We start from the raw sequence: 22,785 nt of genomic DNA, 5'->3' as shown, positions 1-22,785 counted from the left end.
GCCATGGCCTACGACGACGACAGCGCACACCACGATCATGGTCCGCAAGGCTTCTTCCGAAAATATGTCTGGAGCCAGGACCACAAGGTGATTGCAATCCAGTACGCCAGCGTCGCCATCCTGGCCGGACTGGTAGGGGTAGGGCTGTCTAACCTGATGCGTTTGCAACTCGGCTTTCCGGGGAAGTTTGCCTTTATCGATGCGCCGCACTATTACCAGTTCATGACCATGCACGGCATGATCATGGTGATCTATCTGCTTACCGCGTTGTTCCTGGGCGGCTTCGGTAATTATTTGATCCCGCTGATGGTCGGTGCGCGCGACATGGTGTTTCCTTATCTGAACATGTTGAGTTTCTGGGTTTACCTGGTCTCGGTGATCGTGCTGATGGCGAGCTTCTTCGTGCCCGGCGGGCCAACCGGCGCCGGCTGGACGCTGTATCCGCCGCAGGCGATTTTGCCGGGGACGCCCGGCTATGAGTGGGGCATCATCCTGATGCTGGTGTCGCTGCTGATTTTTATCGTTGCCGCCACCATGGGCGGCTTGAATTACGTGACCACCGTGCTGCAAGCTCGCACCGAGGGCATGACTTTGCTGCGCATGCCGCTCACTGTGTGGGGCATTTTCGTCGCCACTATCCTCGCCTTGCTGGCGTTTCCGGCGCTGTTTGTCAGCGGTGTGATGATGCTGCTGGACCGTACGCTTGGCACCAGTTTCTTCATGCCGGCGCTGGTGTCGATGGGGCAGGTCAGTAATTACAAGGGCGGCAGCCCTTTGCTGTTCCAGCATCTGTTCTGGTTTTTCGGCCATCCAGAGGTGTACATCGTGGCCTTGCCGGCGTTCGGCATTGTCTCCGACCTGATCAGCGTGCATGCGCGTAAAAGCATCTTCGGCTATCGCACTATGGTCTGGGCGATTCTAGCCATCGGCGTTCTGAGCGTGGTGGTGTGGGCGCATCACATGTTCGTCAGCGGCATGAATCCGTACTTTGGTTTCTTCTTCGCTACCACCACCCTGATCATCGCTGTGCCTACCGCTATCAAGGTTTATAACTGGGTGCTGACCTTGTGGAACGGCGACATTCATCTCTCGGTGCCGATGCTGTTCGCGCTGGCATTCATCAGCACCTTCCTGATCGGCGGCCTGACCGGCCTGTTCCTTGGCAATGTCAGCGTGGATATTCCGTTGTCCAACACCTATTTCGTGGTGGCGCATTTCCACATGGTGATGGGAGTCTCTCCACTGCTGGTGGTGTTTGGCGGGATTTATCACTGGTATCCGAAAATAACCGGCCGGATGCTCAACGAAGGCTTGGGAAAGCTGCATTTCTGGGTGACCTTCCTTGGCACCTATGCAATTTTTTTCCCGATGCATTACCTTGGCATACTCGGCATGCCGCGCCGTTATTACGCTTTCGAAGGCTACAAATTCATTCCTGAGTCGGCGCAAACCATGAACGCTTTCATTACCGTGATTGCCTTGATCGTGGCGACGGTGCAACTGATTTTCATCTTTAATCTGGTGTGGAGCGTTTTTCGCGGCAAGCGCGCCGTCGCCAATCCATGGCGTGCAGCATCGCTGGAATGGCAGACTCCCGAAACGCCGCCACGTCACGGCAACTGGGGGCCGCATCTGCCGGTGGTATACCGGGGCGCCTACACGTATAGCGTGCCGGGAGCAAAAGAAGATTTTATTGCGCAAAACGCACCTCCCGTACCGGGGGACGCCGAGTCGCGCCTGCCGGTCGACAAGGAGGCTTTGGCATGAGCCATGCAGCCATCATGAAATCATCCGGGCCTGGCTATGGAAAGCCCGCTGCCGATAATCCGCTCGAGCGCCGTTACGCCGCGATCAGCGTCGCCTTATGGCTATTCATGGCTGTGGCGACGGCACTGTTTTTATTATTTATCGCCGCGTACATCATGCGCATGGAAGCCGCCGACTGGTCGCCGCTTGCGATGCCTTGGCAGCTCTGGCTGAGCACGTCGATCCTGGTCATCGCCAGTGTGTTTCTGCAGCTTGCCGTCGCCGCCGCCCACGTGCGCCAGATGGAACGCGCCCACACGCTGTTAATGGTTGCAGGCTTCTGGAGCATCGCTTTCCTGGGCGCGCAATTCTGGGGATGGCAGGCGTTGCAAGCTATCCACGTAACGGCCAACGGCAATCCGGCGGGCAGTTTCTTTTATTTGCTGACTGCAATGCATGGTTTGCATGTGGCGGGCGGCCTGGTTGGCTGGAGCATGGCGGCAGCTGGCTCGTGGCGCCAGGAGCCGCGCCGGCTGGCCTGGCGTATCCGCTTATGTGCCCGCTACTGGCATTTTTTGCTGGCAGTCTGGCTGTTGCTGTTTGCCGCACTGGGCTGGCTGACGCCGGACCTGGTGCGTATGGTCTGCGGTACACGCTAAGCAGTCTGTCCCGGGAGGATGTATGAGCATAGCAACTTCACCAACGCCAGCCAGCGAAAGCCGCTTGCGGCAACTGGTGGCGGACTGGTCTTCGGACCGGCAAGCGTTCCAGGTGTCGTGGGGCAAGGCAATGATGTGGATTTTCCTGTTGTCGGATACCTTCATCTTCAGCTGTTTCCTGACCGGTTACATGACAGTACGTATTTCCAGCACCATTCCCTGGCCCAATCCAAGCCTGGTGTTCGGTCTGAAGATCGGCGGCGCCGAGGTGCCTTTGCTGCTCATCGCGATCATGACTTTCGTGCTGATCAGCAGCAGCGGAACGATGGCGATGGCGGTCAACTTCGCCTATCGCCGCGAGCGGGTACGCGCCGCCATCCTGATGTTTGTCACCGCCGGTTTCGGCGTCTGTTTCGTCAGCATGCAAGTGTTCGAATGGAGCAAGCTGATTTTGCAGGAGGGCGTACGTCCCTGGGGCAATCCGATGGGCGCGCCGCAATTCGGCTCGACTTTTTTCATGATTACCGGCTTTCATGGCTTGCATGTGAGCGCGGGGGTGGTCTACCTGATTACCGTGGCGGTGCGTTTGCTGAAGGGCCGTTACGACGGGGCTGGCGGTTCAGGCGGGAATTACCAGATCGTTGAAATCGCCGGCTTGTACTGGCACTTCGTCGATCTGGTCTGGGTTTTCATTTTTGCCTTGTTTTATCTCTGGTAGGTGCGCTCATGACTTCCGCCACAGGACAACAACATCCGATCGGTCTCTATCTCAAGATATGGGGCTTGCTGTTCGTACTCAGCACGCTTTCCTACTTGGTCGACTATTTTAATTTCCACAGCTATTTGCGCTGGACCTTGATCCTGGTGCTGATGCTGATGAAAGCGGGACTGATCGTCGCCTTTTTCATGCACATGGCGTGGGAGCGCCTGGCGCTGGTATTCGCCATCTTGATACCGCCACTGTGCCTGCTGGTGCTGGTTGGTTTGATGGCCACCGAGGCTGACTATACTTTTCTGACCCGGCTTTTGTTTTTCCGTTAAAGCCACTTGTTAGCGCTTGAGCTAGAGTTTTATATACCATCGCCGCTGATCCATCACATACACGATCAGCCACCAGATAAAGACAAAAACCACGGCGAACCCGAGCGATGCGACGTACGGTCCTGCCAGTGGCGTGATCCAGCCCGCGAACAGGTGTTGATAGATCGATTCCTGCCAGCCCAGTCCCGGCAGCAGAATTTGCATCAGCTCGGAGCCGGCATAGGCTGCCACGGCGTTAACGCCGAAACGACGCCCGATTGCGGGCCAGCCGCGATGGTCGATCAGCCAGTGAAATAGCAGCATCGCCAAGATGGCCCAGCCGGCGCACCACAATACGAAAGATGGCGTCCACAGGTTTTTGTTGAACGGCAGCGCCAGCGACCACAGCGCACCCAGCGCCAGCGCAGCGATACCAGCGACGAACAGCGGTTTCAACTTGCCATCGCGTAGCCAGCGGCCGGCGCACAGGCCAAGCAGGCTGGTAGCGAGCGACGGCAGGGTGCCGAGCAAGCCTTCGGGATCGTGCCCGTGCCCGCTGGCGGGATCGGTCTGGTAAACCAGTGAACCGAATAGCGCGCTATCGCTGCGGCTGACCAGGTTAATCCATGGCTCCAGCGAACCGCCAAGCAGCAGCAAGCACCAGTATCCGAGCAGGATGGCAATGATCGCCGTCCATTGGATGTGTGGACGCGTGTAGATTGCAAACAGCGCCGTAGCAGCAAAGCAGAGGCCAATGCGTTGCAATACCCCTGGCAAACGCAGATGTACTCCCGGCATGATCAGCCAGGCCAGTACGTTGATCAGCAAGCCAAGCGCCACGATGCGTAGCGCCCGCATCAGCGCAGCGCGAGTCAATGCAGATGGATTGATGCCTTGAGCAACGCGCGGGTCGATGCCGAGGGCAGTCGATACGCCCACCATGAACAGGAAAAACGGAAACACCAGATCGGTCGGCGTACAGCCATGCCATACAGAATGTTCCAGCGGGGCGTAGACGTGGTTCCAGTCGCCAGGGTCGTTGACCAGCAACATCGCGGCGACGGTGCATCCGCGCAGTGCATCCACCGCCGTCAGGCGGCGCGTCATGGTTGGGACCGGAGGTGAGGGAAAGGTGCGGGGAATGGCGGTAGGCGGTCCAATTGAAAATGTCTCCGAAAGATTTTCTGGCAAAGATAGCAGAATTTAAGTTTCCAAAAGACAATTAATTAAATTTGGAGGCTGTTGCGAACACAGATGGCTAGGCGCTTCGACGAAGACAGTACGAGCGGTACGGCAAGGAGGGTGTGGCGGGGGGCAGACGACATTGTCGTCTGCCGGCAGAACGCCCCTGGCTTGCAAGCCAGGGTGCGCCCTGCAAGGGCAACAACACTAGATTAATTTCGCAACAGCCTCTTAGAATCCTTTCAGACCAGTAGCCACCATGCAATGAATCCCGACAAGATCAGGAACGGAAATGAATACAGATGGAAGCGTAGCCACAGATGCCGCTCGGGCGCCATGCGCAAGGCGATGATGTTGGCCAGCGAACCGATCGCCAGACCGAAGCCGCCAGCATTGACGCCGTAGGCAATCACCTTGTAAGCGTCGGAATAGTTGACCAGCAGGATGGTGGCCGGGACATTGCTGATTACTTGCGAGCCGAGCAGGGCTGACAGGAAAAGTTCGAGCTGCGAAAAATGCTGGATCGCGCCGACCCAGCTTTGAATGAAATCCAGTTGCGTCAGCAGGTGGATGTCGATGAACATCAGGATGAATACCAGGATCAGGCTCCAGTCGACCTTGGCAATAACCTCCCGGAACAGGAGCGCCGCGGCAACTGTCACGCCAAGCAGGCCCCAGCCGGGGTGGCCGAATTCCACCGACACGAGGAAGGCGATATAAAGCAAGCTGCAAGTCCGCAGCAGGCTGGTCTTATAGCTGGCCGGATTATCTTCCATTTCGGCATGTATGGTTTTTTTGGGGAAACTCAGCCAGGTCACGAGCAGCAAGATCAGGGACACTGCCAGCGCCAGCGGCACCATTTGCCAGGTGAAGGTGGCGAACGATAAGTGCGAGCGCTGCCACAGCAGGATGTTTTGCGGATTGCCAATGGGCGTCAGCAAGGAGCCGGCATTCACCGCCAGCGTTTCGAAAATCACCAGGCGGCCGATTGGCAGGCCGCCGATATTGGCCAGGCCGACGGTCAGCGGCACCACGATGAACAGGGCGATGTCGTTGGTCAATATGGTTGACAGCAGCGCCGATGCGCTCACCAGAAACAGGGCCAGTGCGCGTTGCTGGCCGAGATGGTTGATGATCATGCGGCCCAGATGCTCGAGATAGCCGCTGACTTCGATCCCCTTGGTTAGCAGCAGCATGCCGGCCAGGGTGGCGATCGTGTTCCAGTCAACCCAGGCCGGGTAGTCGGCTGGCGGGTGAGGGGCTAAAAAAGAGAGCAGAATTGCAGCAATCAATAGCAAATGCATCAGGCGGTCACGCAGGAACGGCTGGCAGATTTTGTAGATGAATGAGGTGGCGCGGCTAGGTTCTGCGATTTTAGGCATGTATATATATTGTTTAATTGCTTTGTTTTTTTGCGCAGGCTGTCTGGCATAATTGCCATCCACGCTCTTACAGTCTTGAAATTTGCGCCAGCGGCCTTATTTTAAAGGCACTTCTTTCCCATTTTGGAGTTTTCCACATGAAACGTATTTTCTTGTTCCTCGCTACCAACATTGCAGTGATGCTCGTGATGAGCATCGTGCTGTCGCTGTTGGGCGTGAACCGTTTCCTGACCAGCGCCGGCTTGAACTTGCCGATGCTGATGGTGTTTTCGCTGGTGGTCGGCTTCACGGGATCGATTTTCTCTTTGCTGATCAGCAAGCAAATGGCCAAATGGTCGACCGGCGCCAAGGTGATTACTGCGCCCGCCAATTCGACCGAGCTGTGGCTGGTGGATACGGTGGGCAAACTGGCCCAGCGCGCCGGTATCGGCATGCCTGAGGTGGCCGTCTATCAGGGCGACGCCAATGCGTTCGCGACCGGCGCCTTCAAGAATTCCGCGCTGGTCGCGGTATCGACAGGTTTGCTGGAAAGCATGACCAAAGAAGAAGTGGAAGCGGTATTGGGCCACGAAATCGCGCATATCGCTAACGGCGATATGGTGACTATGACTCTGATCCAAGGCGTGGTGAATACCTTTGTGGTGTTCCTCTCGCGCATCATCGGTTATGCTGTCGACCGTGCGTTGTCGCGTGGAAATAACGACGGTCCCGGAATTGGTTACATGGCTACCGTACTGGTATCGCAGATTGTGCTGGGGATAGGTGCATCGCTGATCGTCGCCTGGTTCTCGCGCCATCGTGAATTCCGCGCCGACGCGGGTTCCGCCAAGTTGCTGGGCAGCGCGTTGCCGATGCAAAAGGCGCTGGCGCGTTTGGGTGGCGTCGAGCCGGCGACGCTGCCGGAATCGATGGCCGCGCTGGGCATCAACGACAAACCAGGCTGGAGCGCAATGTTTTCCAGCCATCCGCCGATCGAACAACGCATTGCAGCTTTGCGTAATCCGCAAGTCACTGCACTGTAAATTTTCTTGAATTGGCGGCGCTGGTCTGAGGACCAGCGCCGTTTTTCATTTTTAAAGCTAAACAGCCATGAGCCAGTTTTTCCAGATCCATCCAGATAATCCGCAACTGCGGCTGATCAAGCAAGCGGTGCAAATCATCCAGGCAGGCGGCATCGTCGCTTTGCCGACCGACTGCTGCTATGCGCTGGTGTGCCAGCTGGATAACAAGGATGCGGTAGAGCGCGTGCGGCGGATTCGCGGCGTTGACGACAAGCACCACCTGACCATGCTGTGCCGCGACCTCAGCGAGATCTCGCTATACGCCAAGGTCGACAATCGCCAGTTCCGTTTGCTGAAAAGCGCGACGCCGGGCGCCTTTACTTTCATTCTCGAAGCGACCAAGGAAGTGCCGCGACGCTTGAGCCATCCGGCGCGCAAGACAATCGGCCTGCGCGTTCCGGAGCACAGCATCGTCCATGCCGTGCTGGAAGAGTTCGGCCAGCCCCTGATTGGGACCACTTTGATTTTGCCGGGTGCTGAAGAGGCCCTGACCGATCCGGAAGAAGTGCGCGACCAGTTGGAAAAACAGATCGAGCTGGTGATCGACGGTGGTGCTTGCAGCCTGGAGCCAACCACAGTGATTGATCTCACAGGCGATGAGCCGCAGCTGATACGCCAGGGGCGTGGTGACGCCAGTTTGTTTGGTTTGTGATGCTAAGCATGAACGCGCGATCAGTGCTTAAGATTGCCATCGCTCGCATTGCCTTTTTGTAATTTTCTGTGTTTATCTAATTCGATCGCCGGTTTTTTGCCGATTGTCGCCTGATGCGGCTGCGTGCTTTCTTCATTTGCAAGGCACGGCAGCCGCGCCCCTCTGATAGAATCCCGCCCATGAACGATCTTATCCAAACCGTCGCAGTCTATGCTTTGCCCGTGCTGTTCGCTATCACGCTGCATGAGGCTGCGCATGCCTATGCCGCCAAGTATTTCGGCGATTCTACCGCCTATATGCTGGGGCGCATGAGCCTCAACCCAATCAAGCATATCGATCCGTTCGGGACGATCCTGATCCCGATACTGCTGTATTTTTCGACAGGCGGCGCCTTTCTGTTCGGTTACGCCAAGCCGGTGCCAATCAATTTCGGCCAGCTGCGCAAGCCCAAGCGCGATATGGCCTGGGTGGCGCTGGCGGGGCCGGCAGCAAATTTCCTGATGGCGCTGCTCTGGCTGCTGGTGCTGATCGGCCTGGCTGCTTTCCAGGTTCAGGAAGATTTCTTTGCGCTGATGGCGCGCGCCGGCATTCTCACCAACCTGGTGATGTTCGCTTTCAACCTGTTCCCGATTCCGCCGCTTGACGGAGGTCGCATCTTGACCAGTCTGTTGCCGAACAAGTATGCCTATAAATTTGCGCAAATCGAGCCCTACGGTTTCTTTATCGTGATGGCGTTGGTGCTCTTGAAAGTACTGTCTTTCTGGATGACCCCAGTGATGATGATTGCCCAGACCGTGCTGCAATGGATGGTGAAACCACTGCTGTTGCTGTTAAATTGAATTTGACGCCATTTTCTTCTGATTTTTTCTGATCGCTAATACTGACTATGTACCCTGACCGTGTCGTCTCTGGTATGCGCCCGACTGGCGCCCTGCATCTTGGCCACTATCACGGGGCACTCAAAAATTGGGTGAGGCTGCAATCCGAATTGCCTTGCCTGTTTTTTGTCGCCGACTGGCATGCGCTGACCACGCATTACGATGATCCAAGCGTAATCGAAACCAGTACTTGGGATATGCTCATCGACTGGCTGGCCGCCGGTGTGGATCCGTCGCAAGCGACCTTGTTCATACAATCCAAGGTGCCTGAACACGCCGAACTGCATTTGCTGCTGTCGATGGCCACGCCGCTCGGTTGGCTGGAGCGGGTGCCGACCTACAAGGATCAGCAGGAAAAACTGGCTGACCGCGACCTGGCTACCTACGGTTTCCTCGGTTATCCCTTGTTGCAAGCAGCCGACGTCTTGATCTATCGCGCCAGCCAGGTGCCGGTGGGCGATGACCAGGTGCCGCATATCGAGATGATGCGTGAAATCGCGCGCCGCTTTAATCATCTGTACGGCAAGGAAAAGGGTTTCGAGGTAAAGGCGCAGGAAGCAGTCAAGAAGCTTGGCAGCAAACGCGCCAAGCTCTACAACGAATTGCGTACCCAGTTCCAGCAGCAAGGCAGCGAGAGCGCGCTGGAGCAAGCCAAGGCCATGCTGGACGATGCCCAGAACCTGTCCATGATTGATCGCGAGCGCTTGTTCGGCTTCCTTGAAGGTAGCCGCAAGCTGATCTTGTCGGAGCCGCAAGCGTTGCTGACTGAATCCTCACGCTTGCCGGGACTGGATGGCCAAAAGATGTCCAAGAGCTATGGCAACGCCATCGCTCTACGCGAAGAGAAAGACGTGGTCGCCAAGAAGGTGCGCACCATGCCGACCGATCCGGCGCGGGTACGCCGCACCGATCCGGGCGATCCGGACAAGTGTCCGGTATGGCAATTCCACGTTGTGTATTCCGACAATGCCACGCGCGAGTGGGCAGCCAAAGGCTGTCGCAGCGCCGGTATCGGTTGTCTCGAATGCAAGCAGCCGGTGATCGACGCCATTGTCCGCGAACAGGAGCCGATGCATGAGCGTGCCCAGCAATATCTCGACGACCCGTCGCTGGTGCGGGCGATCGTGGCAGACGGCTGCGACCATGCACGCAAGCTGGCGCAGGACACGATGCGTGACGTGCGCGAGGCGATGGGCCTGAGCTACAGCTGACTGCCTATTTTTGGATGAGTGTGTTGATAAATTCCTCCCCCGTATCGCCCTGGGTCAGCCGTTTCGGCGGGTTGATACCGGCCGGCACCGTATTGGACCTGGCCTGCGGCAGCGGCCGCCACGCGCTTTGGCTGGCGAGTCTGGGCCAGGATTTGAACGTACTGGCGGTAGACCGCAATCCGATGGCGCTGGCTGAGATCAATGCCGCCGGCGTGACTACCCGCCAAGTCGAGCTGGAAGCCGGCCCGTCAGATGCGCTCGCGCAGTTGTTCCGGCCTGCTCAATTTAGTGGCGTAGTGGTGACCAATTACCTGCACCGGCCGCTGTTTCCCCTGATTCTGGATAGCGTGGCGCCGCAAGGCGTTTTGCTCTATGAAACGTTTGCTGCCGGTAATGAGCAGTTTGGCAAGCCCTCCAATCCCGATTTCTTGTTGCAGCCGGGCGAATTGCTGTCTTTGCTTGCCGCTGACATAGTGAATTCCTGGCATGTGTTGGCGTTTGAAGACGGTTTCACAGAACAGCCAAAACCTGCGATGGTGCAGCGTATTTGCGCCATCAAGCAGGCGGATGGCGTCGCGTCAGCGTTGCGGCTGGGATAAGAACTTGAGTTCTATTGCAGGTGGTTTGCTCTTTGGTTGCTATAGAGTAATTGTATTTGTACCTTGTTTTACAAGTGGAAATACCCCATAGCCACTATGATCCGCTACAATCAGTCTTTTATTTTTCCGCATTCATGATCATGATCAAGGGCAGCATTGTTGCAATCGTTACTCCCATGCATACCGACGGCAGTCTCGACCTGCCGGGTTTGCGCAAGCTGATTGACTGGCACATCGCCGAAGGCACCGACGCGATCGTCATCGTCGGTACGTCGGGCGAGTCGCCGACGGTCACGGTTGAAGAGCATTGCGCCCTGATCAAGCTGGCAGTGGACCATGCCGCCAAGCGCATTCCTATCATTGCCGGTAGTGGCGGCAACTCCACGGCAGAAGCGATCCAGTTGACTCGCTTCGCCAAGGAAGCCGGCGCCGACGCATCCTTGCAAGTGGTCCCTTATTACAATAAGCCGACGCAAGAGGGCATGTACCAGCACTTCAAGAAGATTGCTGAGTCCGTCGATTTGCCGATTATCTTGTATAACGTCCCTGGCCGTACTATTGCCGATATGAGCAATGAGACGATTTTGCGCCTGGCGCAGGTGCCTGGAATCATCGGCGTCAAGGATGCTACTGGCAATATCGGTCGCGGTTCAGATCTGATTCGTCTGGCGCCAGCCGATTTTGCCGTGTATTCCGGTGATGATGCTACTGCAATGGCGCTGATGTTGTGCGGCGGCAAGGGCAATATTTCTGTGACGGCTAACGTCGCGCCGCGCGATATGCATCTGTTGTGTGTAGCTGCAATGAACGGCAACGTGGTCGAAGCTGTCCAACTCAACAACAAACTTTTGCCACTGCACTTCACGTTGTTTGTGGAGCCTAATCCTGTGCCTGTGAAATGGGCGCTCACCGAGATGGGTATGATGGCAGACGGTATTCGTTTGCCGCTGCTGCCCATGGCTGCCGAGTACCACGACACCGTGCGTGCGGCTTTGCGTGAGTCGGGTGTATTACAATAAGCTGCGCTGACAGGCGTTTTCCCTAGAATTTCCTTCGTCTTTTTGATCCTGTATCCACATGACTATTCGCAAGAACATTCCATCGACTCAATTCAGTCTCCCACAACGTGGCATTGTTATCGCTTTGGCGCTGGCCGGTCTGGCAGGATGCTCTTCGATCAATTCGGTGCTTGAGCCGGATCGTATCGATTATAAAAGCGCAGGCAAGGTGACCGCGCCGAAGCTGGACATTCCGCCTGATCTGACCCAATTGCAGCGTGAGAATCGTTATGCAATTCCTGAGTCAAATGCAGGCACGGCTACCGCTTCCGGCTACAACCTGGAGCAAGGCGCCCGTCCGGCAGCAGCCGCAGCGACCGTGGCGCCGAATGCCGCGCCTGACATGCATATCGAGCGTGACGGTTCCCAGCGCTGGCTGGTAGTCAATGCAACACCTGAAAACCTGTGGCCAAAGGTCAAGGATTTCTGGCAAGACTCGGGCTTCCTGATCAATATCGAGAATCCGGAAACCGGCGTGATGGAAACCGATTGGGCTGAAAACCGCGCCAAGATCCCGCAGGACTTCGTCCGCAATACATTGGGCAAGGTATTCGATTCGCTCTACTCGACCGGTGAGCGCGACAAGTTCCGCACCCGCCTGGAGCGCGGACCGAACGGCACCACAGAAATCTACATCAGCCATCGCGGCGCTGAAGAAGTCTTGTCCGGTGCGCAAAAAGAATCGAGTATCTGGACTGCCCGTCCTGCCGATCCGCAACTGGAAGCGGAATTCCTGGCGCGCCTGATGGGTCGCCTCGGCGCTGATGAGGTGAAGGCCAAGGCAGCTGTTGCCAATACCCCTTCGCTGCAAGCGCGTTCCAAGCTGGTGAAGAGCGCCGCCGGGGATTCCGTCCAGGTGGATGAAGGATTTGACCGTGCATGGCGCCGGGTCGGCCTGGCGCTTGATCGCGTCGGCTTCACTGTCGAAGACCGTGATCGTACGCAAGGCGTGTACTTTGTGCGCTATGTCGATCAGGATGCGGATGCCAAGGACAAGAAGTCGGATAAGGGTTTCTTCGCTAAGATCTTCAGTAGCTCGGACAGCGACAAGGCAAAAAATGCCGCCAGCTACCGCATTGTGGTCAAGGGTACCGATACCGGCAGCCTGGTGACTGTACAGGACAAGGATGGTAAGCCTGATCAAAGCAAGAGTTCAGACAAGATTCTGGGCTTGTTGAACGAGCAGTTGAAGTAAGTTAATTCACAAGCATGGCAGTAGTGCGTTGTTAACCGGGATCTATCCTTGAAATTTGCAAGTTTGGGTAGTGGCAGTGAAGGCAACGCATTGCTGATTTCAGCAACTTCCGGCAGCACCACGACCAATGTGATGCTCGATTGCGGTTTCGGCATACGCGAAACTGAACGGCGCCTGGCCCGCCTGGGCTTGGACGGCGCCTCCCTCTCGGCGATTGTAGTCACCCACGAACATCAGGACCATGTCGGCGGTGTTTTCAAATTCGCTCGTCGTTATCGCTTGCCGGTCTGGCTCACCTTCGGTACTTTCCAGGCTTTGCGCCAGGATTGTTCGGGCGTTACCGTCGGCTTTTGCCGCGATGGTGACGCGCTCTCTATTGGTGATCTCCAGTTGGCCCCCTATACGGTTCCGCACGATGCGCGTGAGCCGGTACAGTATGCTGTTACGGACGGCAATCACAAATTAGGCGTGCTGACCGATGCCGGCAAGCTGACCGATCATCTTGTGCAAGCCTTGAGTGGTTGCGATGCCTTGGTGCTGGAGTGTAATCATGATCGCGAGATGCTGCGCAATTCGGCTTATCCGGCGTCGCTCAAGCGTCGCATTGGCGGTGAGTATGGCCATTTGTCGAACGAAGCAGCCTGCGACATTCTGAAGGCGCTCGATCAGTCGCGTTTGCGCAAGGTAGTCGGTGCACACCTGAGTGCGCGAAACAATTTGCCTGAACTGGCTTATGCGGCGCTGTGCGATGCGCGGCACAATGAATTAGTGGAGATAACGATCGCTTGCCAGGAGGAAGGCTTCGGCTGGATCGATATTTGATTGTGGCAGGAAGCGAGCGGATCGCCGATGCGGGCCCAATTATTTGGGCAATAAAAAAGCCGACCAAAGGTCGGCTTTTTTTACGCAACCAATGATTACTTGGAAGCAGCAGGTGCGGCAGCAGCTTTAGCAGCGTCAGCAGCAGCGTCAACAGCTGTGTGAGCAGCATCAGCAGCAGCGGAACCAGCGGCAGCAGCAGCTGTACCAGCAGCAGTTGCAGCGTCAGCAGCAGCGGAACCTGCGGCAGTTGCAGCAGCGGCAGCGTCGGATGCAGCGGAAGCGGCAGCGTCAGCAGCTGCAGGAGCTGGAGCAGCCATTGCTGGAGCAGAAGCGTCAGCAGCTGGAGCAGCAGCGTCGTCTTTTTTGCCGCAAGCAGCCAGAGTCAGAGCCAACAGGGATGCGATCAACAGTGTTTTTTTCATGAATGTTCCTTCAGTAGTAATCAAAATTTTTGCGATGAATAATTACCGGTAATTATCGCTCTACAGGATGTTTTCGCAGTGCTTTGCCGGGACTGCGCATCGCGATGCAACAAAAACTTTCCAGCTCAGGATTATAGCCGGAATTTGTTAAATATGACATTGACGGTTTGCTATTTGGTAAGAATTTGTATCAACACAACAGCACTTTTTGAACTTGTGCGAACCGCTTCAGGGATATTGACGCCGCATGAGCACAGCACCCTGTCAGAATTGACACTGGGAAGTGCGGTGCTTACGGATCAAAAAAATAGTCGCGCCATATATTCTTGAATGTCGGATTGGCTTTAATTTGTTAAATACTGTCAATCACGAATATTATTTGAGCATCCTGATGGGAAAGATTAATTCGATATTTGTTTTGTTATTAATTATATTTGACGAATTTCTATTTATTTTATGCCCGTTTTTTTGCAGATTTTTTTCAGCTATCAACGCTTATTCAAATAGTTTGAATCGATAATAAACGCGTTATTCCACTTTTTTCGGATTCCAGGAAGGATGTTCTCGGAAAATGTAACTATTCCAAAAACATCCAGCCACAATTAGCCGAGCGTAACCCAGCCGTCTTCGTACCAGGTGTAGAGCGCATCCAATACATCGGCCGAGACTTTGGCGGCGGCTTCGCTGTCCAGGTGGCGTTGGTCAGCCAGCAGTGTCAGGGATGCCTTGTCGGCGCGGCCGATGGCAAATGATTCACCATTGATAAATACATGTTTGCCGCGATACAGCATCTGGGTTTTGCGCGATAGCGCCACGCCGCGCTTGCTTAATGCAGCGGTGAAGCGCGTCAGCGTCAATGGTTTGGCCGGTGATTCGAAAAATACGCTGGCCTTCGGTTCCGACAGATATTGGCCGACAAAAATGGCGATGTCATCGTCAGTAAAGCGAACCTTATTCAGCTCATCTGAAATTTGCGCCAGCATACTGCCGCTAATCTCTGCAGGATGCTTGCTGGTTTCCAGTTCTGGATCGGCATAGCGCCCCGGCAGGTCGATGGAGTCCGCCATGAATTGCAAGAATGCTTCTCCCAGCTCTTGAAATGGCGGCGCGCGGAAGCCGATAGAATAGGTCATGCATTCGCCGATGGCGACACCGTCGTGCGCATATTGCGGCGGCAGGTAGAGCATGTCGCCGGGTTCCAGGACGAATTCCTTCTCGGGTTCGAAATTCTTGAGTATTTTCAGTGCGCTGCCTTCCACCAAAGTCAGGTCCTGGGTGGCGCCGATTTTCCAGCGGCGCTGACCGTGCGCCTGCAATAAAAACACATCGTACGAATCAAAATGTGGGCCAACGCCGCCGGTGTCGGTGGCGTAGCTGATCATCAGGTCGTCCAGCCGGGCGTCGGGAATGAAGCGGAATTGGCGCAGCAGTGCATCGGCGTTGTCGTCATGCAGGTTGACGCCCTGTACCAGCAGGGTCCAGTCCTTCTGGTCCATACCCGGCAAATTGGTGAGCGGGCCGTTGCTGACTTGCCACTGTTTCTTGAAGTGGGTTACCAGCCGTGATTCGACGTCATCGCGCTGCGCCATTTCAAACAGCGCCGCGGGTGACAGCAATGGCGTAAAACCAGGAAAGGCCTGGCGAATCAGTAGCGGTTTCTTGTGCCAGTAGTCGCGGAGGAATTGAGCGGGCGTCAGTCCGCCCAAGAGTGTGGAATTTTTCATGCCCGTATTATATCGGTTTAGATGCGGCGGTTTAGATGCGGCGGTTCAGGTTCGGTGGTTTAGATACCGCGATTTAGATGTGGCGGTTTGTATGCCGAAAAATTAGGCAAGAGATGCCGATTTAGCGTGTTATCAGCGTTTGGCGGGTGGATTGTTGTAGCCGGACTGGTAAAAATTTACGTCATCGGCAAGGCGAGGCCGCTCCGGCGGGTATAATCCCACGCATGTTAAATGAAAGGAATGATCATGAAGATTGCCAAAAATACGGTAGTGACTGTGCGCTACAAATTGTCAGATGCCCAAGGTAATCTGATCGAGGAAAGCAGCGAGCCGATGGTGTATTTGCACGGCGGCTATGAAAACACATTGCCGAAAATCGAAGAAGCTCTGGACGGCAAGGAAGCCGGTTATCAAACCGAACTGCAAGTCGAGCCGGATGATGCGTTTGGCGAATACGATTCCAACCTGGTCAAGATAGAGCCGCGCAACCGTTTGCCGACACCGCTGGAAGTTGGCATGCAGTTTGAAGGCACGCCAGACAATGAAGATGAAGAAGAGCAAGCGTTGATTTTCACGGTGACAGATATTGCCGATGACAAGGTCGTGCTTGATGGTAATCATCCATTGGCCGGCATCGCTTTGCGTTTCGATCTGAGCGTGACAGAAGTGCGCGCCGCGACAGAAGAAGAGATCGCTCATCAGCACGTTCACGGCGCTCATGGCCATCATCACGACGACCATGACGAAGATGGTGCAGACGACCATTTCCGTAGCCATCCTATCCACTAAGTCTTAAATTTCAAGTCTTAGATGCTAGTCGCATGGGCGGTTGCTACCGCCTATGCGATACCTCCGCCCTGCATGTCAGGGTAGCCTGACAGTCTCTCTGGCCAGGTTTGTTTGGCAGTCCTTGCCATTGTCTCGATATTTTCCAACGATCTCCGTTTTTCCACGCCAGTGACGTCAAGCGTTCACCACGGCGATACCGTGCCTATCGGCGCGACAGAACTGCTGCTTGTTCTGCGGGCTTGCCAAGGTCGAACAGCTTGGAATTTGCCGGGTCGTAATTCACCTTTAGCCAGCTGCCGCTGACTTCCAGGTCGCCCATATTGCGCTGCCAGATGATGGTCGTGGAGCCTGGCGGCTGCGCTTCATGCGGACCGTGGATGATCAGCACCTTGCCTGCGAACTGGCCGGCGTGGGCGCTGATGCGCTGGCGGATCTCGGCGAATCCGTCACGCTTGACGTTAAAGTCGAATACGCGGTGACGCTGGGTGGCCAGCGGGTCGCCGTCGCAAAACAAGACTACGGCGTCCGATTTTTTTTGCGAAGCATTCAAGAAAACACGCTGCAGCCATTCGCGATTGGCGATCTGCCGGTCTTCAAACTCGCTGTTGCGGCCACCCTCCGCCAGATAATGATTGTTGGTCGCTGGCAGGTTGATGGTGGCGAACACGACATTGCCGATTTCCCAGCGCGCATTTTCCACGTAGCTGTGGAATTTGGGGGAGGTCGATTGCCTGATCAGCGGGATCTTGCTGTCACCGAAAGAAAACTCGTCGGAAAAGAACAGCTCGCGCACTCGATTCAGGCGCTCGATCGCTGCAGAACGGTCGGATGCAGTTCTGCAGGCCACCCAGTCGCTTGCCGACAGTGACACGATCAAGCCGTTCTTCGCACTGTTCAAGAGGGTTTTGCGTCGGCTATACAGCTGGTCAGAGCACGGCTCGCTGCTGGCCTTGATGCCGTTGGCAACGACAAAAGCCAGGTTGTCGGCATCGGTTTCAGCGATCGCGTTGCGCAGCGTGGTTTCGTCAGCGTTGCCACGGAAGGCATGCGCGATCACGCCAAAGCTGAAACTGGTGCTGTCCGCAAACGCCGCGCCGCAATTTGCCGTCAGTGCTGCCGTCAAGGTTAGCAGGAGCGCTAACCTTAACGTCAAGACAGAAGGTGATTTGCGTAGCGGCCTGGCGTTCATCAGCTTTTTTGCGCCATGGCGATATGTTTCAGGCGGTATAGTTGTTCCAGCGCCTCGCGCGGCGTCAACGCATCGGGATCGATGTCATCCAGTGTCGCGATCAGCTCGCTGCCCAGCGTGTCGTTCTCTGCGTCGGTATCCGCCTCGTCGTCTGCTGCCGTATTCGCGGCTTGAGAAAACAGGTCGAACTGCGGCGTCGGCTGCATCGACTGCGATTCTAGCAGTGCAAGATGTTTGCGGGCGGCGCGGATTACCGGCGAGGGGACGCCGGCCAGTTGCGCTACCTGCAAACCATAACTTTGCGATGCTGGTCCAGCCTGGACCGCATGCAGGAAGACGATGCTGTCCTTGTGTTCGACCGCCGACAGATGCACGTTGGCGGCTGATGGATGCAAATCCGGCAACTGGGTCAGTTCAAAGTAATGGGTGGCGAACAAGGTGAAGCTGCGGCTGGCGTCGATCAGGTGACGCGCAATGGCCCACGCCAGCGCCAAGCCGTCGAAGGTCGAGGTGCCGCGGCCGACTTCATCCATCAGCACCAGCGAGTTTTCGCTGGCGCCGTTGAGGATGGCTGCCGATTCGGTCATTTCCACCATGAAGGTAGAGCGGCCGCCGGCCAAGTCGTCGGCTGCGCCGATACGGGTAAAGATGCGGTCGATCGGGCCTAGCACGGCGCTATCTGCAGGTACGTAACTGCCGACGTAAGCCAGCAGGGTAATCAGCGCAACCTGGCGCATGAAGGTCGATTTACCACCCATGTTGGGGCCGGTAATCAGCAGCAGCTTGCGTTCCGTCGACAGCTGGCAATCGTTGGCGATGAAGCGTTCGATCTGCTTTTCGACGACCGGATGGCGGCCTTGCACGATCTGGATCGCTGGTTCAGTTACCAGTTGCGGCACGCACCAATCGTTGCGGCCGGCATGATCCGCCAGCGCTACCAACGTATCAAGCTGGGCTAGCGCGTGGGCGATGTTTTGCAAGGTGCCGATATGCGGCGCAAGATCCTGCAAGATTTGTTCGTACAGTGCCTTTTCGCGAATCAGCGCCCGTTCTTGCGCGGACAACGCTTTGTCTTCAAACGCCTTCAGTTCAGGCGTGATGTAGCGCTCGGCATTTTTTAAGGTTTGGCGGCGGCGGTAGTCGTCTGGCACCTTGTCGGTCTGGCCGTGTGTGACTTCGATATAGAAGCCATGCACCTTGTTGTATTCGACGCGCAAATTGGCGATCCCGGTGCGCGCCCGTTCGCGCGTTTCCAGGTCGACCAGGAACTGGCCGGCGTTTTCCGACAGCCCGCGCAGCTCGTCCAGTTCTGCATCGAAACCGGGAGCGATCACGCCGCCGTCGCGCACCATGGTCGAAGGTTCGGCGGCAATCGCGCTTTGCAGCAATTGCAGGCATTCGACCGGGGTTTCCAGCGCGCTTTGCAGTTCTTGCAGCAAAGGCACCTGGCCATCGCTGCCGCACAGGGCGATGTCGGCGCGCAGGGAATCCAGCTGCAGCAAGCCGTCGCGCAAGCCGGCAAGGTCACGCGGCCGTGCCGACAGCAAGGCGATACGTGCGGTAATCCGTTCGATATCAGGCACTGCGCTCAAGGTACTGGAAATGGCGCTGCCGGCATCTGCTGCAATCAGGGCGCCGATGGCGGCATGGCGGCCGCGCGCTACTGCCTGGTCGCGTTTTGCATGATGCAGCCAATGGCGCAGCAGGCGGGAACCCATCGCGGTGCGGCAATGATCCAATAGCGAGAACAGGGTTGGTGCGCCGGACGATGAATCCTGGCCGCGGATGGTTTCAGTCAGCTCAAGGTTGCGACGGGTGGCGGCGTCAAGGCCGATAAATTCATTTTCGGTTTCAACTGTGAGGGTGCGGACGTGCTGCAAGCCCTTGCCCTGGGTCGACTGTGCATAGCGTAGCAAGGCGCCGGCGGCGCCGATGGCGGCACTCAGGCCCTCTGCGCCGAAACCGCTCAAGGTACTGACGGCGAGCTGGTCGAGCAACGATTTTTGGCCGTGGGCGATATCGAAATGCCATTCCGGCACATTGGTGGCTTTGTCGACCACGCCCTTGGCCAGCATGGCGTCAACCATATCGGCCACCAGGATTTCCGCCGGCGCGATGCGTTCAAGTTCTTGCTTCAGCAAGGTATCCAGCGTCGCCGGTTCGCAAGCGAATTCCATCATCTTCAGCGCGCCGCTAGCCAGCGACAGCCAAGCAAGGCCAACCTTGACCGCTTTGCGCTGCTGGGTGACGAACAGGGCTAGCAGTGGCTGGTCGGATTTTTCCGGCAACAGGTTGGAATCGGTCAGGGTGCCCGGCGTAATCACGCGTAGCACTTTACGGTCGACTGGCCCCTTGCTGGTCGCAGGGTCGCCGATCTGCTCGCACAGGGCTACCGATTCGCCCAGCTTGATCAGCTTGGCGAGATATTGGTCGGCCGAGTGGAATGGCACGCCGCACATCTTGATCGGCGCGTTGTTGTAAGTGCCGCGTGAGGTCAGCGTGATGCCGAGCAGGCGCGTGGCTTTTTCCGCATCCTCGAAAAACAGTTCGTAGAAATCTCCCATCCGATAGAACACAAGCGTGTCAGGATAGTCGGCTTTGATGCCGAGATATTGTTGCATGCCGGGTGAGACTTTTTGTGCCGCTACCGTCATTGGGCGGCTCGCTGATGAAAAACTGAATGCATTAAATAGGTTCTTTCTCAAGCTGGATCGGGCTTGATTGCTAGGGTATTCGGGTATAACCGATATTGTAAGCTGAAGCTGCCCAAGCCGCTATTTCTTTGCGGCCCGGGCGACATGGAGAAGGGCGGAAAGGGCGACCAAGGCAACACCTGGCTGCTCCGGCGCTTATCGAGGCGGAGCGGCGTCCTGGTAAAACATTTCCCGCATCAGGAACTGTTGCAGTTCATCCGTATCTTTCAGGCGGGCGCTCAGCGTTATCACGCGGCCCAGGCGTTGCGAGCGCCACGGGATGTCGGTCTGGGTTTTCTTGCGGATCATCTCTATCATCTTGTTGACGATAGCCATTTCGATGCTGACGTCGGCGCCGCGTTCGACCGGGATATATTGGGTCGCATTTCTATTGTTATCGGTACTCCAGCCGTGGAAAACCAGGTTGGCGCGGAATGGCGTTTTATCGCGCACCTCGAAGATCCCGCCGTTTTTCGCCTTGTCTATGCCCATCCAGCCTCGTTGCGCCTGGATGTTGGCGCGTGCGATGTCATTCGGCGATTGCGGCGCATCTTCGCTTGGCGAATTGTCGCCTTCCATTGCCCGCTCTTGCGCCTGGGCCGCTTCACGCCGCTCGCGCGCCGCCTGGATATGCGAAGAAAAATCTTCTTGCACGGATTCCGCGTATTTAGGGGCATCCGGTTGTGGCGTGACTACGGTTTCCGGGGCGACCGGCGTAATCGGTTTGCGAATTTGAGCCGTTCTTGGTGTCGTCTTGCGCGGCTTGGCTGGCGCTGGGGCAGTCTTGGGCTTGGCGGGCGGCGTCTTGACTTGTGGCTTCGGCGCATTGGTGGGTGCTGGCGCCAGCGTAATGCTCACCGTGCCCATATTGCCGGGCGCAGGCGTTGACGGCAGCTCGATGGGTAGCTGGGTCAGCAGGTACCAGATGCCAACTGCGTGGAACAGGATCGAGATCAGCACGCCAACGATCTTGGGAATGCGTTGCTGATTGGCGCGTCGCTTGTCTATCCACGACAATTTTCTTGGTTTTGCACTCCCTTCCTTCATCGGTTCAGCCTTGTTTGATTGACTTGCGGGCAAGTCTGTCAGCGGCGCTTTGCATAACCGCGCGTTTTGTGAATAAAAAGCCGGGACGGAAATTCTGCATTTTACGGCAACCAGTTCAAAACGCCATGACCCGCGGCTCGACCGCAGGCCAGGCAAGCGGTCAGCAAATAGCCGCCGGTAGGGGCTTCCCAGTCGAGCATTTCGCCTGCGCAAAATACGCCCGGCAAGGCTTTCAGCATGAGTTGCTGGTCAAGGCCGTCAAACGCCACGCCGCCGGCGCTGCTGATGGCTTCATCGATAGGGCGCGGCGCCAGCAAGGTCAGCGGCAGGGCCTTGATGGCGTGCGCCAGGAACAGCGGTTCGATAAAGTCGGCAGCCGACACCAGTTCGCGCAGCAAGCCGGTTTTGACGCCTTTCAGTCCTAGCCGGCTTTGCAGATGGCTAGACCATGAACGCGCACCACGCGGCCGCGCCACTTCGTCTATCACGCGTTGCAAAGGCCAGTCCGGAAGCAGGTCGAGCTTGATCACGGTGGAGCCGTCAGCAACAATGCGGTCACGCAAACCGGCTGACAGCGCGTAGATCAGGCTGCCCTCGACGCCGTTGGCGGTAATCACGAACTCGCCTTGTTTGCGCGTTGGCGGCTGGTCGCCACTGCCGTCGTCGAGCAGGATAGCAACCGATTTCAAATGCTGCCCAGCGAAACGGCCACGGAAATATTCACTCCAGCTGACATCGAAGCCACAATTGGATGGCTGTAGCGGCGCCACAGGCACTGTGCGTTGCGTCAGCAGCGGCACCCATTTTGCGTCGGAGCCGAGTCGCGCCCAGCTGCCGCCGCCGAGCGCCAGCACCACCGCATCGGCGCTTTTTGTGCGGGCTCCTTGTGGAGTTTCGAAGCGCATGGCATCGGCCTCGTCCCAGCCTAGCCAGCGATGGCGCATGTGAAACCGCACGCCAGCCTGGCGCAGACGATGCAGCCAGGCGCGCAGCAGTGGCGCGGCTTTCATGTCAGTCGGGAAGATACGGCCGGATGAGCCGACGAAGGTGTCGATGCCCAACGCCTGCACCCATGCGCGCAGCGCGTCCGGACCGAACTGGTCCAGCAGGGGGGCGATTTCCTCGCGGCGTGCACCGTAGCGCGAGAGGAAGGCTTCATAGGGTTCCGAATGCGTCAGATTCATACCGCCTTTTCCGGCCAGCAGGAATTTACGGCCGACCGAAGGCATGGCGTCGTAGACGTCGACCTGGACGCCGGCTGCAGCCAATACTTCGGCAGCCATCAGGCCGGCTGGTCCGCCGCCGATGACGGCTACGTTCGGGGCCAGATTTTTTACTGCTGTTTGCATTTCGGGATTATTCAACGAAGTCATTTATAGCTTGGAAACTGCCGGACACAGGGCCGGTCCGGCAGGGTTTGCAACTTTACCATATCGAGGGCGCCTATAAAGAGGGG

General features: G+C 56.8%; 21 protein-coding genes. 13 read left to right on the top strand and 8 right to left on the bottom strand.

Features of this window, described 5'->3' with window-relative positions; genetic code table 11:
- The first annotated feature begins 3 nt into the window (after positions 1 to 3).
- Genes ctaD through LT85_RS15135 form a run of 4 tightly spaced genes read left to right on the top strand, consistent with a single transcriptional unit; the run spans position 4 to position 3,446 of the window.
- Positions 4 to 1,767 carry a cytochrome c oxidase subunit I gene (ctaD, locus tag LT85_RS15150; RefSeq protein WP_038490225.1) on the top strand — a complete coding sequence of 588 codons (1,764 nt, stop codon included), beginning with the start codon at positions 4 to 6 and terminating at the stop codon, positions 1,765 to 1,767.
- The gene (locus tag LT85_RS15145; protein ID WP_038490222.1) at positions 1,764 to 2,405 is read left to right on the top strand and encodes a cytochrome c oxidase subunit 3; all 642 of its coding nucleotides are present in this window, start codon (positions 1,764 to 1,766) and stop codon (positions 2,403 to 2,405) included. Before ctaD ends, LT85_RS15145 begins: the two co-directional genes overlap by 4 nt.
- Before the next feature lie 22 nt (positions 2,406 to 2,427).
- Positions 2,428 to 3,123, top strand: coding sequence for a heme-copper oxidase subunit III family protein (locus LT85_RS15140; RefSeq protein ID WP_038490220.1), 696 nt, complete (start codon positions 2,428 to 2,430; stop codon positions 3,121 to 3,123).
- An 8-nt stretch (positions 3,124 to 3,131) separates the two neighbouring features.
- Positions 3,132 to 3,446: a cytochrome C oxidase subunit IV family protein gene (locus LT85_RS15135; protein ID WP_038490217.1), complete on the top strand. Its 315-nt coding sequence runs from the start codon at positions 3,132 to 3,134 to the stop codon at positions 3,444 to 3,446.
- Positions 3,447 to 3,467: 21 nt separating this feature from the next.
- On the opposite strand, the gene LT85_RS15130 is transcribed toward LT85_RS15135, so the two are convergent.
- Together LT85_RS15130 and LT85_RS15125 are read right to left on the bottom strand one after the other, a co-directional pair.
- Positions 3,468 to 4,532, bottom strand: a complete 1,065-nt coding sequence (locus LT85_RS15130) for an acyltransferase family protein (RefSeq protein WP_038490214.1) — start codon at positions 4,530 to 4,532, stop codon at positions 3,468 to 3,470.
- Positions 4,533 to 4,849: 317 nt separating this feature from the next.
- A complete protein-coding gene (locus LT85_RS15125) occupies positions 4,850 to 5,989 on the bottom strand; it encodes an SLC13 family permease (RefSeq protein WP_081992786.1) in 1,140 nt (379 codons plus the stop codon).
- 137 nt (positions 5,990 to 6,126) lie between these two features.
- Between LT85_RS15125 and htpX the strand changes: the two genes are divergently transcribed.
- The 8 genes from htpX (at position 6,127) to LT85_RS15085 (ending at position 13,465) form a co-directional block, all read left to right on the top strand.
- Positions 6,127 to 7,011, top strand: a complete 885-nt coding sequence (gene htpX, locus LT85_RS15120) for a protease HtpX (protein ID WP_038490211.1) — start codon at positions 6,127 to 6,129, stop codon at positions 7,009 to 7,011.
- A 67-nt stretch (positions 7,012 to 7,078) separates the two neighbouring features.
- Positions 7,079 to 7,702 carry an L-threonylcarbamoyladenylate synthase gene (locus LT85_RS15115; RefSeq protein ID WP_038490208.1) on the top strand — a complete coding sequence of 208 codons (624 nt, stop codon included), beginning with the start codon at positions 7,079 to 7,081 and terminating at the stop codon, positions 7,700 to 7,702.
- A gap of 179 nt (positions 7,703 to 7,881) precedes the next feature.
- Positions 7,882 to 8,541: a site-2 protease family protein gene (locus tag LT85_RS15110; RefSeq protein WP_038490205.1), complete on the top strand. Its 660-nt coding sequence runs from the start codon at positions 7,882 to 7,884 to the stop codon at positions 8,539 to 8,541.
- Positions 8,542 to 8,588: 47 nt separating this feature from the next.
- Positions 8,589 to 9,791 carry a tryptophan--tRNA ligase gene (locus tag LT85_RS15105; protein WP_038490202.1) on the top strand — a complete coding sequence of 401 codons (1,203 nt, stop codon included), beginning with the start codon at positions 8,589 to 8,591 and terminating at the stop codon, positions 9,789 to 9,791.
- Between the two features lie 14 nt (positions 9,792 to 9,805).
- Entirely contained in the window at positions 9,806 to 10,390 is a 585-nt protein-coding gene (locus tag LT85_RS15100; protein WP_038490200.1) for a class I SAM-dependent methyltransferase, read from the top strand.
- 140 nt (positions 10,391 to 10,530) lie between these two features.
- Positions 10,531 to 11,409: a 4-hydroxy-tetrahydrodipicolinate synthase gene (dapA, locus tag LT85_RS15095; protein ID WP_038496380.1), complete on the top strand. Its 879-nt coding sequence runs from the start codon at positions 10,531 to 10,533 to the stop codon at positions 11,407 to 11,409.
- A gap of 58 nt (positions 11,410 to 11,467) precedes the next feature.
- Positions 11,468 to 12,643, top strand: a complete 1,176-nt coding sequence (gene bamC / locus LT85_RS15090) for an outer membrane protein assembly factor BamC (protein ID WP_038490197.1) — start codon at positions 11,468 to 11,470, stop codon at positions 12,641 to 12,643.
- A gap of 48 nt (positions 12,644 to 12,691) precedes the next feature.
- Entirely contained in the window at positions 12,692 to 13,465 is a 774-nt protein-coding gene (locus LT85_RS15085; RefSeq protein WP_038490194.1) for an MBL fold metallo-hydrolase, read from the top strand.
- Between the two features lie 95 nt (positions 13,466 to 13,560).
- Here the strand turns inward: LT85_RS15085 and LT85_RS15080 are convergent, their stop codons facing one another.
- The gene (locus tag LT85_RS15080; RefSeq protein WP_038490191.1) at positions 13,561 to 13,887 is read right to left on the bottom strand and encodes a hypothetical protein; all 327 of its coding nucleotides are present in this window, start codon (positions 13,885 to 13,887) and stop codon (positions 13,561 to 13,563) included.
- Between the two features lie 602 nt (positions 13,888 to 14,489).
- Positions 14,490 to 15,611 carry a cupin domain-containing protein gene (locus LT85_RS15075; protein ID WP_038490188.1) on the bottom strand — a complete coding sequence of 374 codons (1,122 nt, stop codon included), beginning with the start codon at positions 15,609 to 15,611 and terminating at the stop codon, positions 14,490 to 14,492.
- Positions 15,612 to 15,857: 246 nt separating this feature from the next.
- On the opposite strand from LT85_RS15075, the gene LT85_RS15070 reads away from it, so the two are divergent.
- Positions 15,858 to 16,400: an FKBP-type peptidyl-prolyl cis-trans isomerase gene (locus LT85_RS15070; RefSeq protein WP_038496376.1), complete on the top strand. Its 543-nt coding sequence runs from the start codon at positions 15,858 to 15,860 to the stop codon at positions 16,398 to 16,400.
- Positions 16,401 to 16,602: 202 nt separating this feature from the next.
- Here LT85_RS15070 and LT85_RS15065 read toward each other — a convergent pair whose 3' ends face one another.
- The 4 genes from LT85_RS15065 to LT85_RS15050 form a co-directional block, all read right to left on the bottom strand.
- Positions 16,603 to 17,523, bottom strand: coding sequence for a hypothetical protein (locus LT85_RS15065; protein ID WP_253273562.1), 921 nt, complete (start codon positions 17,521 to 17,523; stop codon positions 16,603 to 16,605).
- 65 nt (positions 17,524 to 17,588) lie between these two features.
- Complete coding sequence (mutS, locus tag LT85_RS15060; protein ID WP_038490183.1) at positions 17,589 to 20,243, bottom strand: DNA mismatch repair protein MutS; 2,655 nt, start codon at positions 20,241 to 20,243, stop codon at positions 17,589 to 17,591.
- A 195-nt stretch (positions 20,244 to 20,438) separates the two neighbouring features.
- Positions 20,439 to 21,362: a hypothetical protein gene (locus LT85_RS25470; protein WP_156117547.1), complete on the bottom strand. Its 924-nt coding sequence runs from the start codon at positions 21,360 to 21,362 to the stop codon at positions 20,439 to 20,441.
- A gap of 68 nt (positions 21,363 to 21,430) precedes the next feature.
- A complete protein-coding gene (locus LT85_RS15050; protein ID WP_038496370.1) occupies positions 21,431 to 22,678 on the bottom strand; it encodes a TIGR03862 family flavoprotein in 1,248 nt (415 codons plus the stop codon).
- Positions 22,679 to 22,785 lie beyond the last annotated feature (107 nt).

It is taken from the genome of Collimonas arenae (assembly GCF_000786695.1).
GTDB lineage: Bacteria > Pseudomonadota > Gammaproteobacteria > Burkholderiales > Burkholderiaceae_D > Collimonas > Collimonas arenae_A.
This window is presented reverse-complemented; position numbering and strand designations above follow the sequence as displayed.

What these genes read in the sequence shown, in the direction of transcription:
- LT85_RS15100 (WP_038490200.1), top strand. Translation starts at nt 9,806, where the DNA reads ATGAGTGTGTTGATAAATTCCTCCCCCGTATCGCCCTGGGTCAGCCGT.
- LT85_RS15075 (WP_038490188.1), bottom strand. Translation starts at nt 15,611, where the DNA reads ATGAAAAATTCCACACTCTTGGGCGGACTGACGCCCGCTCAATTCCTC.
- LT85_RS15050 (WP_038496370.1), bottom strand. Translation starts at nt 22,678, where the DNA reads ATGCAAACAGCAGTAAAAAATCTGGCCCCGAACGTAGCCGTCATCGGC.
- dapA (WP_038496380.1), top strand. Translation starts at nt 10,531, where the DNA reads ATGATCAAGGGCAGCATTGTTGCAATCGTTACTCCCATGCATACCGAC.
- LT85_RS15080 (WP_038490191.1), bottom strand. Translation starts at nt 13,887, where the DNA reads ATGAAAAAAACACTGTTGATCGCATCCCTGTTGGCTCTGACTCTGGCT.
- mutS (WP_038490183.1), bottom strand. Translation starts at nt 20,243, where the DNA reads ATGACGGTAGCGGCACAAAAAGTCTCACCCGGCATGCAACAATATCTC.
- LT85_RS15135 (WP_038490217.1), top strand. Translation starts at nt 3,132, where the DNA reads ATGACTTCCGCCACAGGACAACAACATCCGATCGGTCTCTATCTCAAG.
- LT85_RS15105 (WP_038490202.1), top strand. Translation starts at nt 8,589, where the DNA reads ATGTACCCTGACCGTGTCGTCTCTGGTATGCGCCCGACTGGCGCCCTG.
- LT85_RS15145 (WP_038490222.1), top strand. Translation starts at nt 1,764, where the DNA reads ATGAGCCATGCAGCCATCATGAAATCATCCGGGCCTGGCTATGGAAAG.
- LT85_RS15130 (WP_038490214.1), bottom strand. Translation starts at nt 4,532, where the DNA reads ATGACGCGCCGCCTGACGGCGGTGGATGCACTGCGCGGATGCACCGTC.
- htpX (WP_038490211.1), top strand. Translation starts at nt 6,127, where the DNA reads ATGAAACGTATTTTCTTGTTCCTCGCTACCAACATTGCAGTGATGCTC.
- LT85_RS15140 (WP_038490220.1), top strand. Translation starts at nt 2,428, where the DNA reads ATGAGCATAGCAACTTCACCAACGCCAGCCAGCGAAAGCCGCTTGCGG.
- LT85_RS15070 (WP_038496376.1), top strand. Translation starts at nt 15,858, where the DNA reads ATGAAGATTGCCAAAAATACGGTAGTGACTGTGCGCTACAAATTGTCA.
- ctaD (WP_038490225.1), top strand. Translation starts at nt 4, where the DNA reads ATGGCCTACGACGACGACAGCGCACACCACGATCATGGTCCGCAAGGC.
- LT85_RS15125 (WP_081992786.1), bottom strand. Translation starts at nt 5,989, where the DNA reads ATGCCTAAAATCGCAGAACCTAGCCGCGCCACCTCATTCATCTACAAA.
- LT85_RS15110 (WP_038490205.1), top strand. Translation starts at nt 7,882, where the DNA reads ATGAACGATCTTATCCAAACCGTCGCAGTCTATGCTTTGCCCGTGCTG.
- bamC (WP_038490197.1), top strand. Translation starts at nt 11,468, where the DNA reads ATGACTATTCGCAAGAACATTCCATCGACTCAATTCAGTCTCCCACAA.
- LT85_RS15115 (WP_038490208.1), top strand. Translation starts at nt 7,079, where the DNA reads ATGAGCCAGTTTTTCCAGATCCATCCAGATAATCCGCAACTGCGGCTG.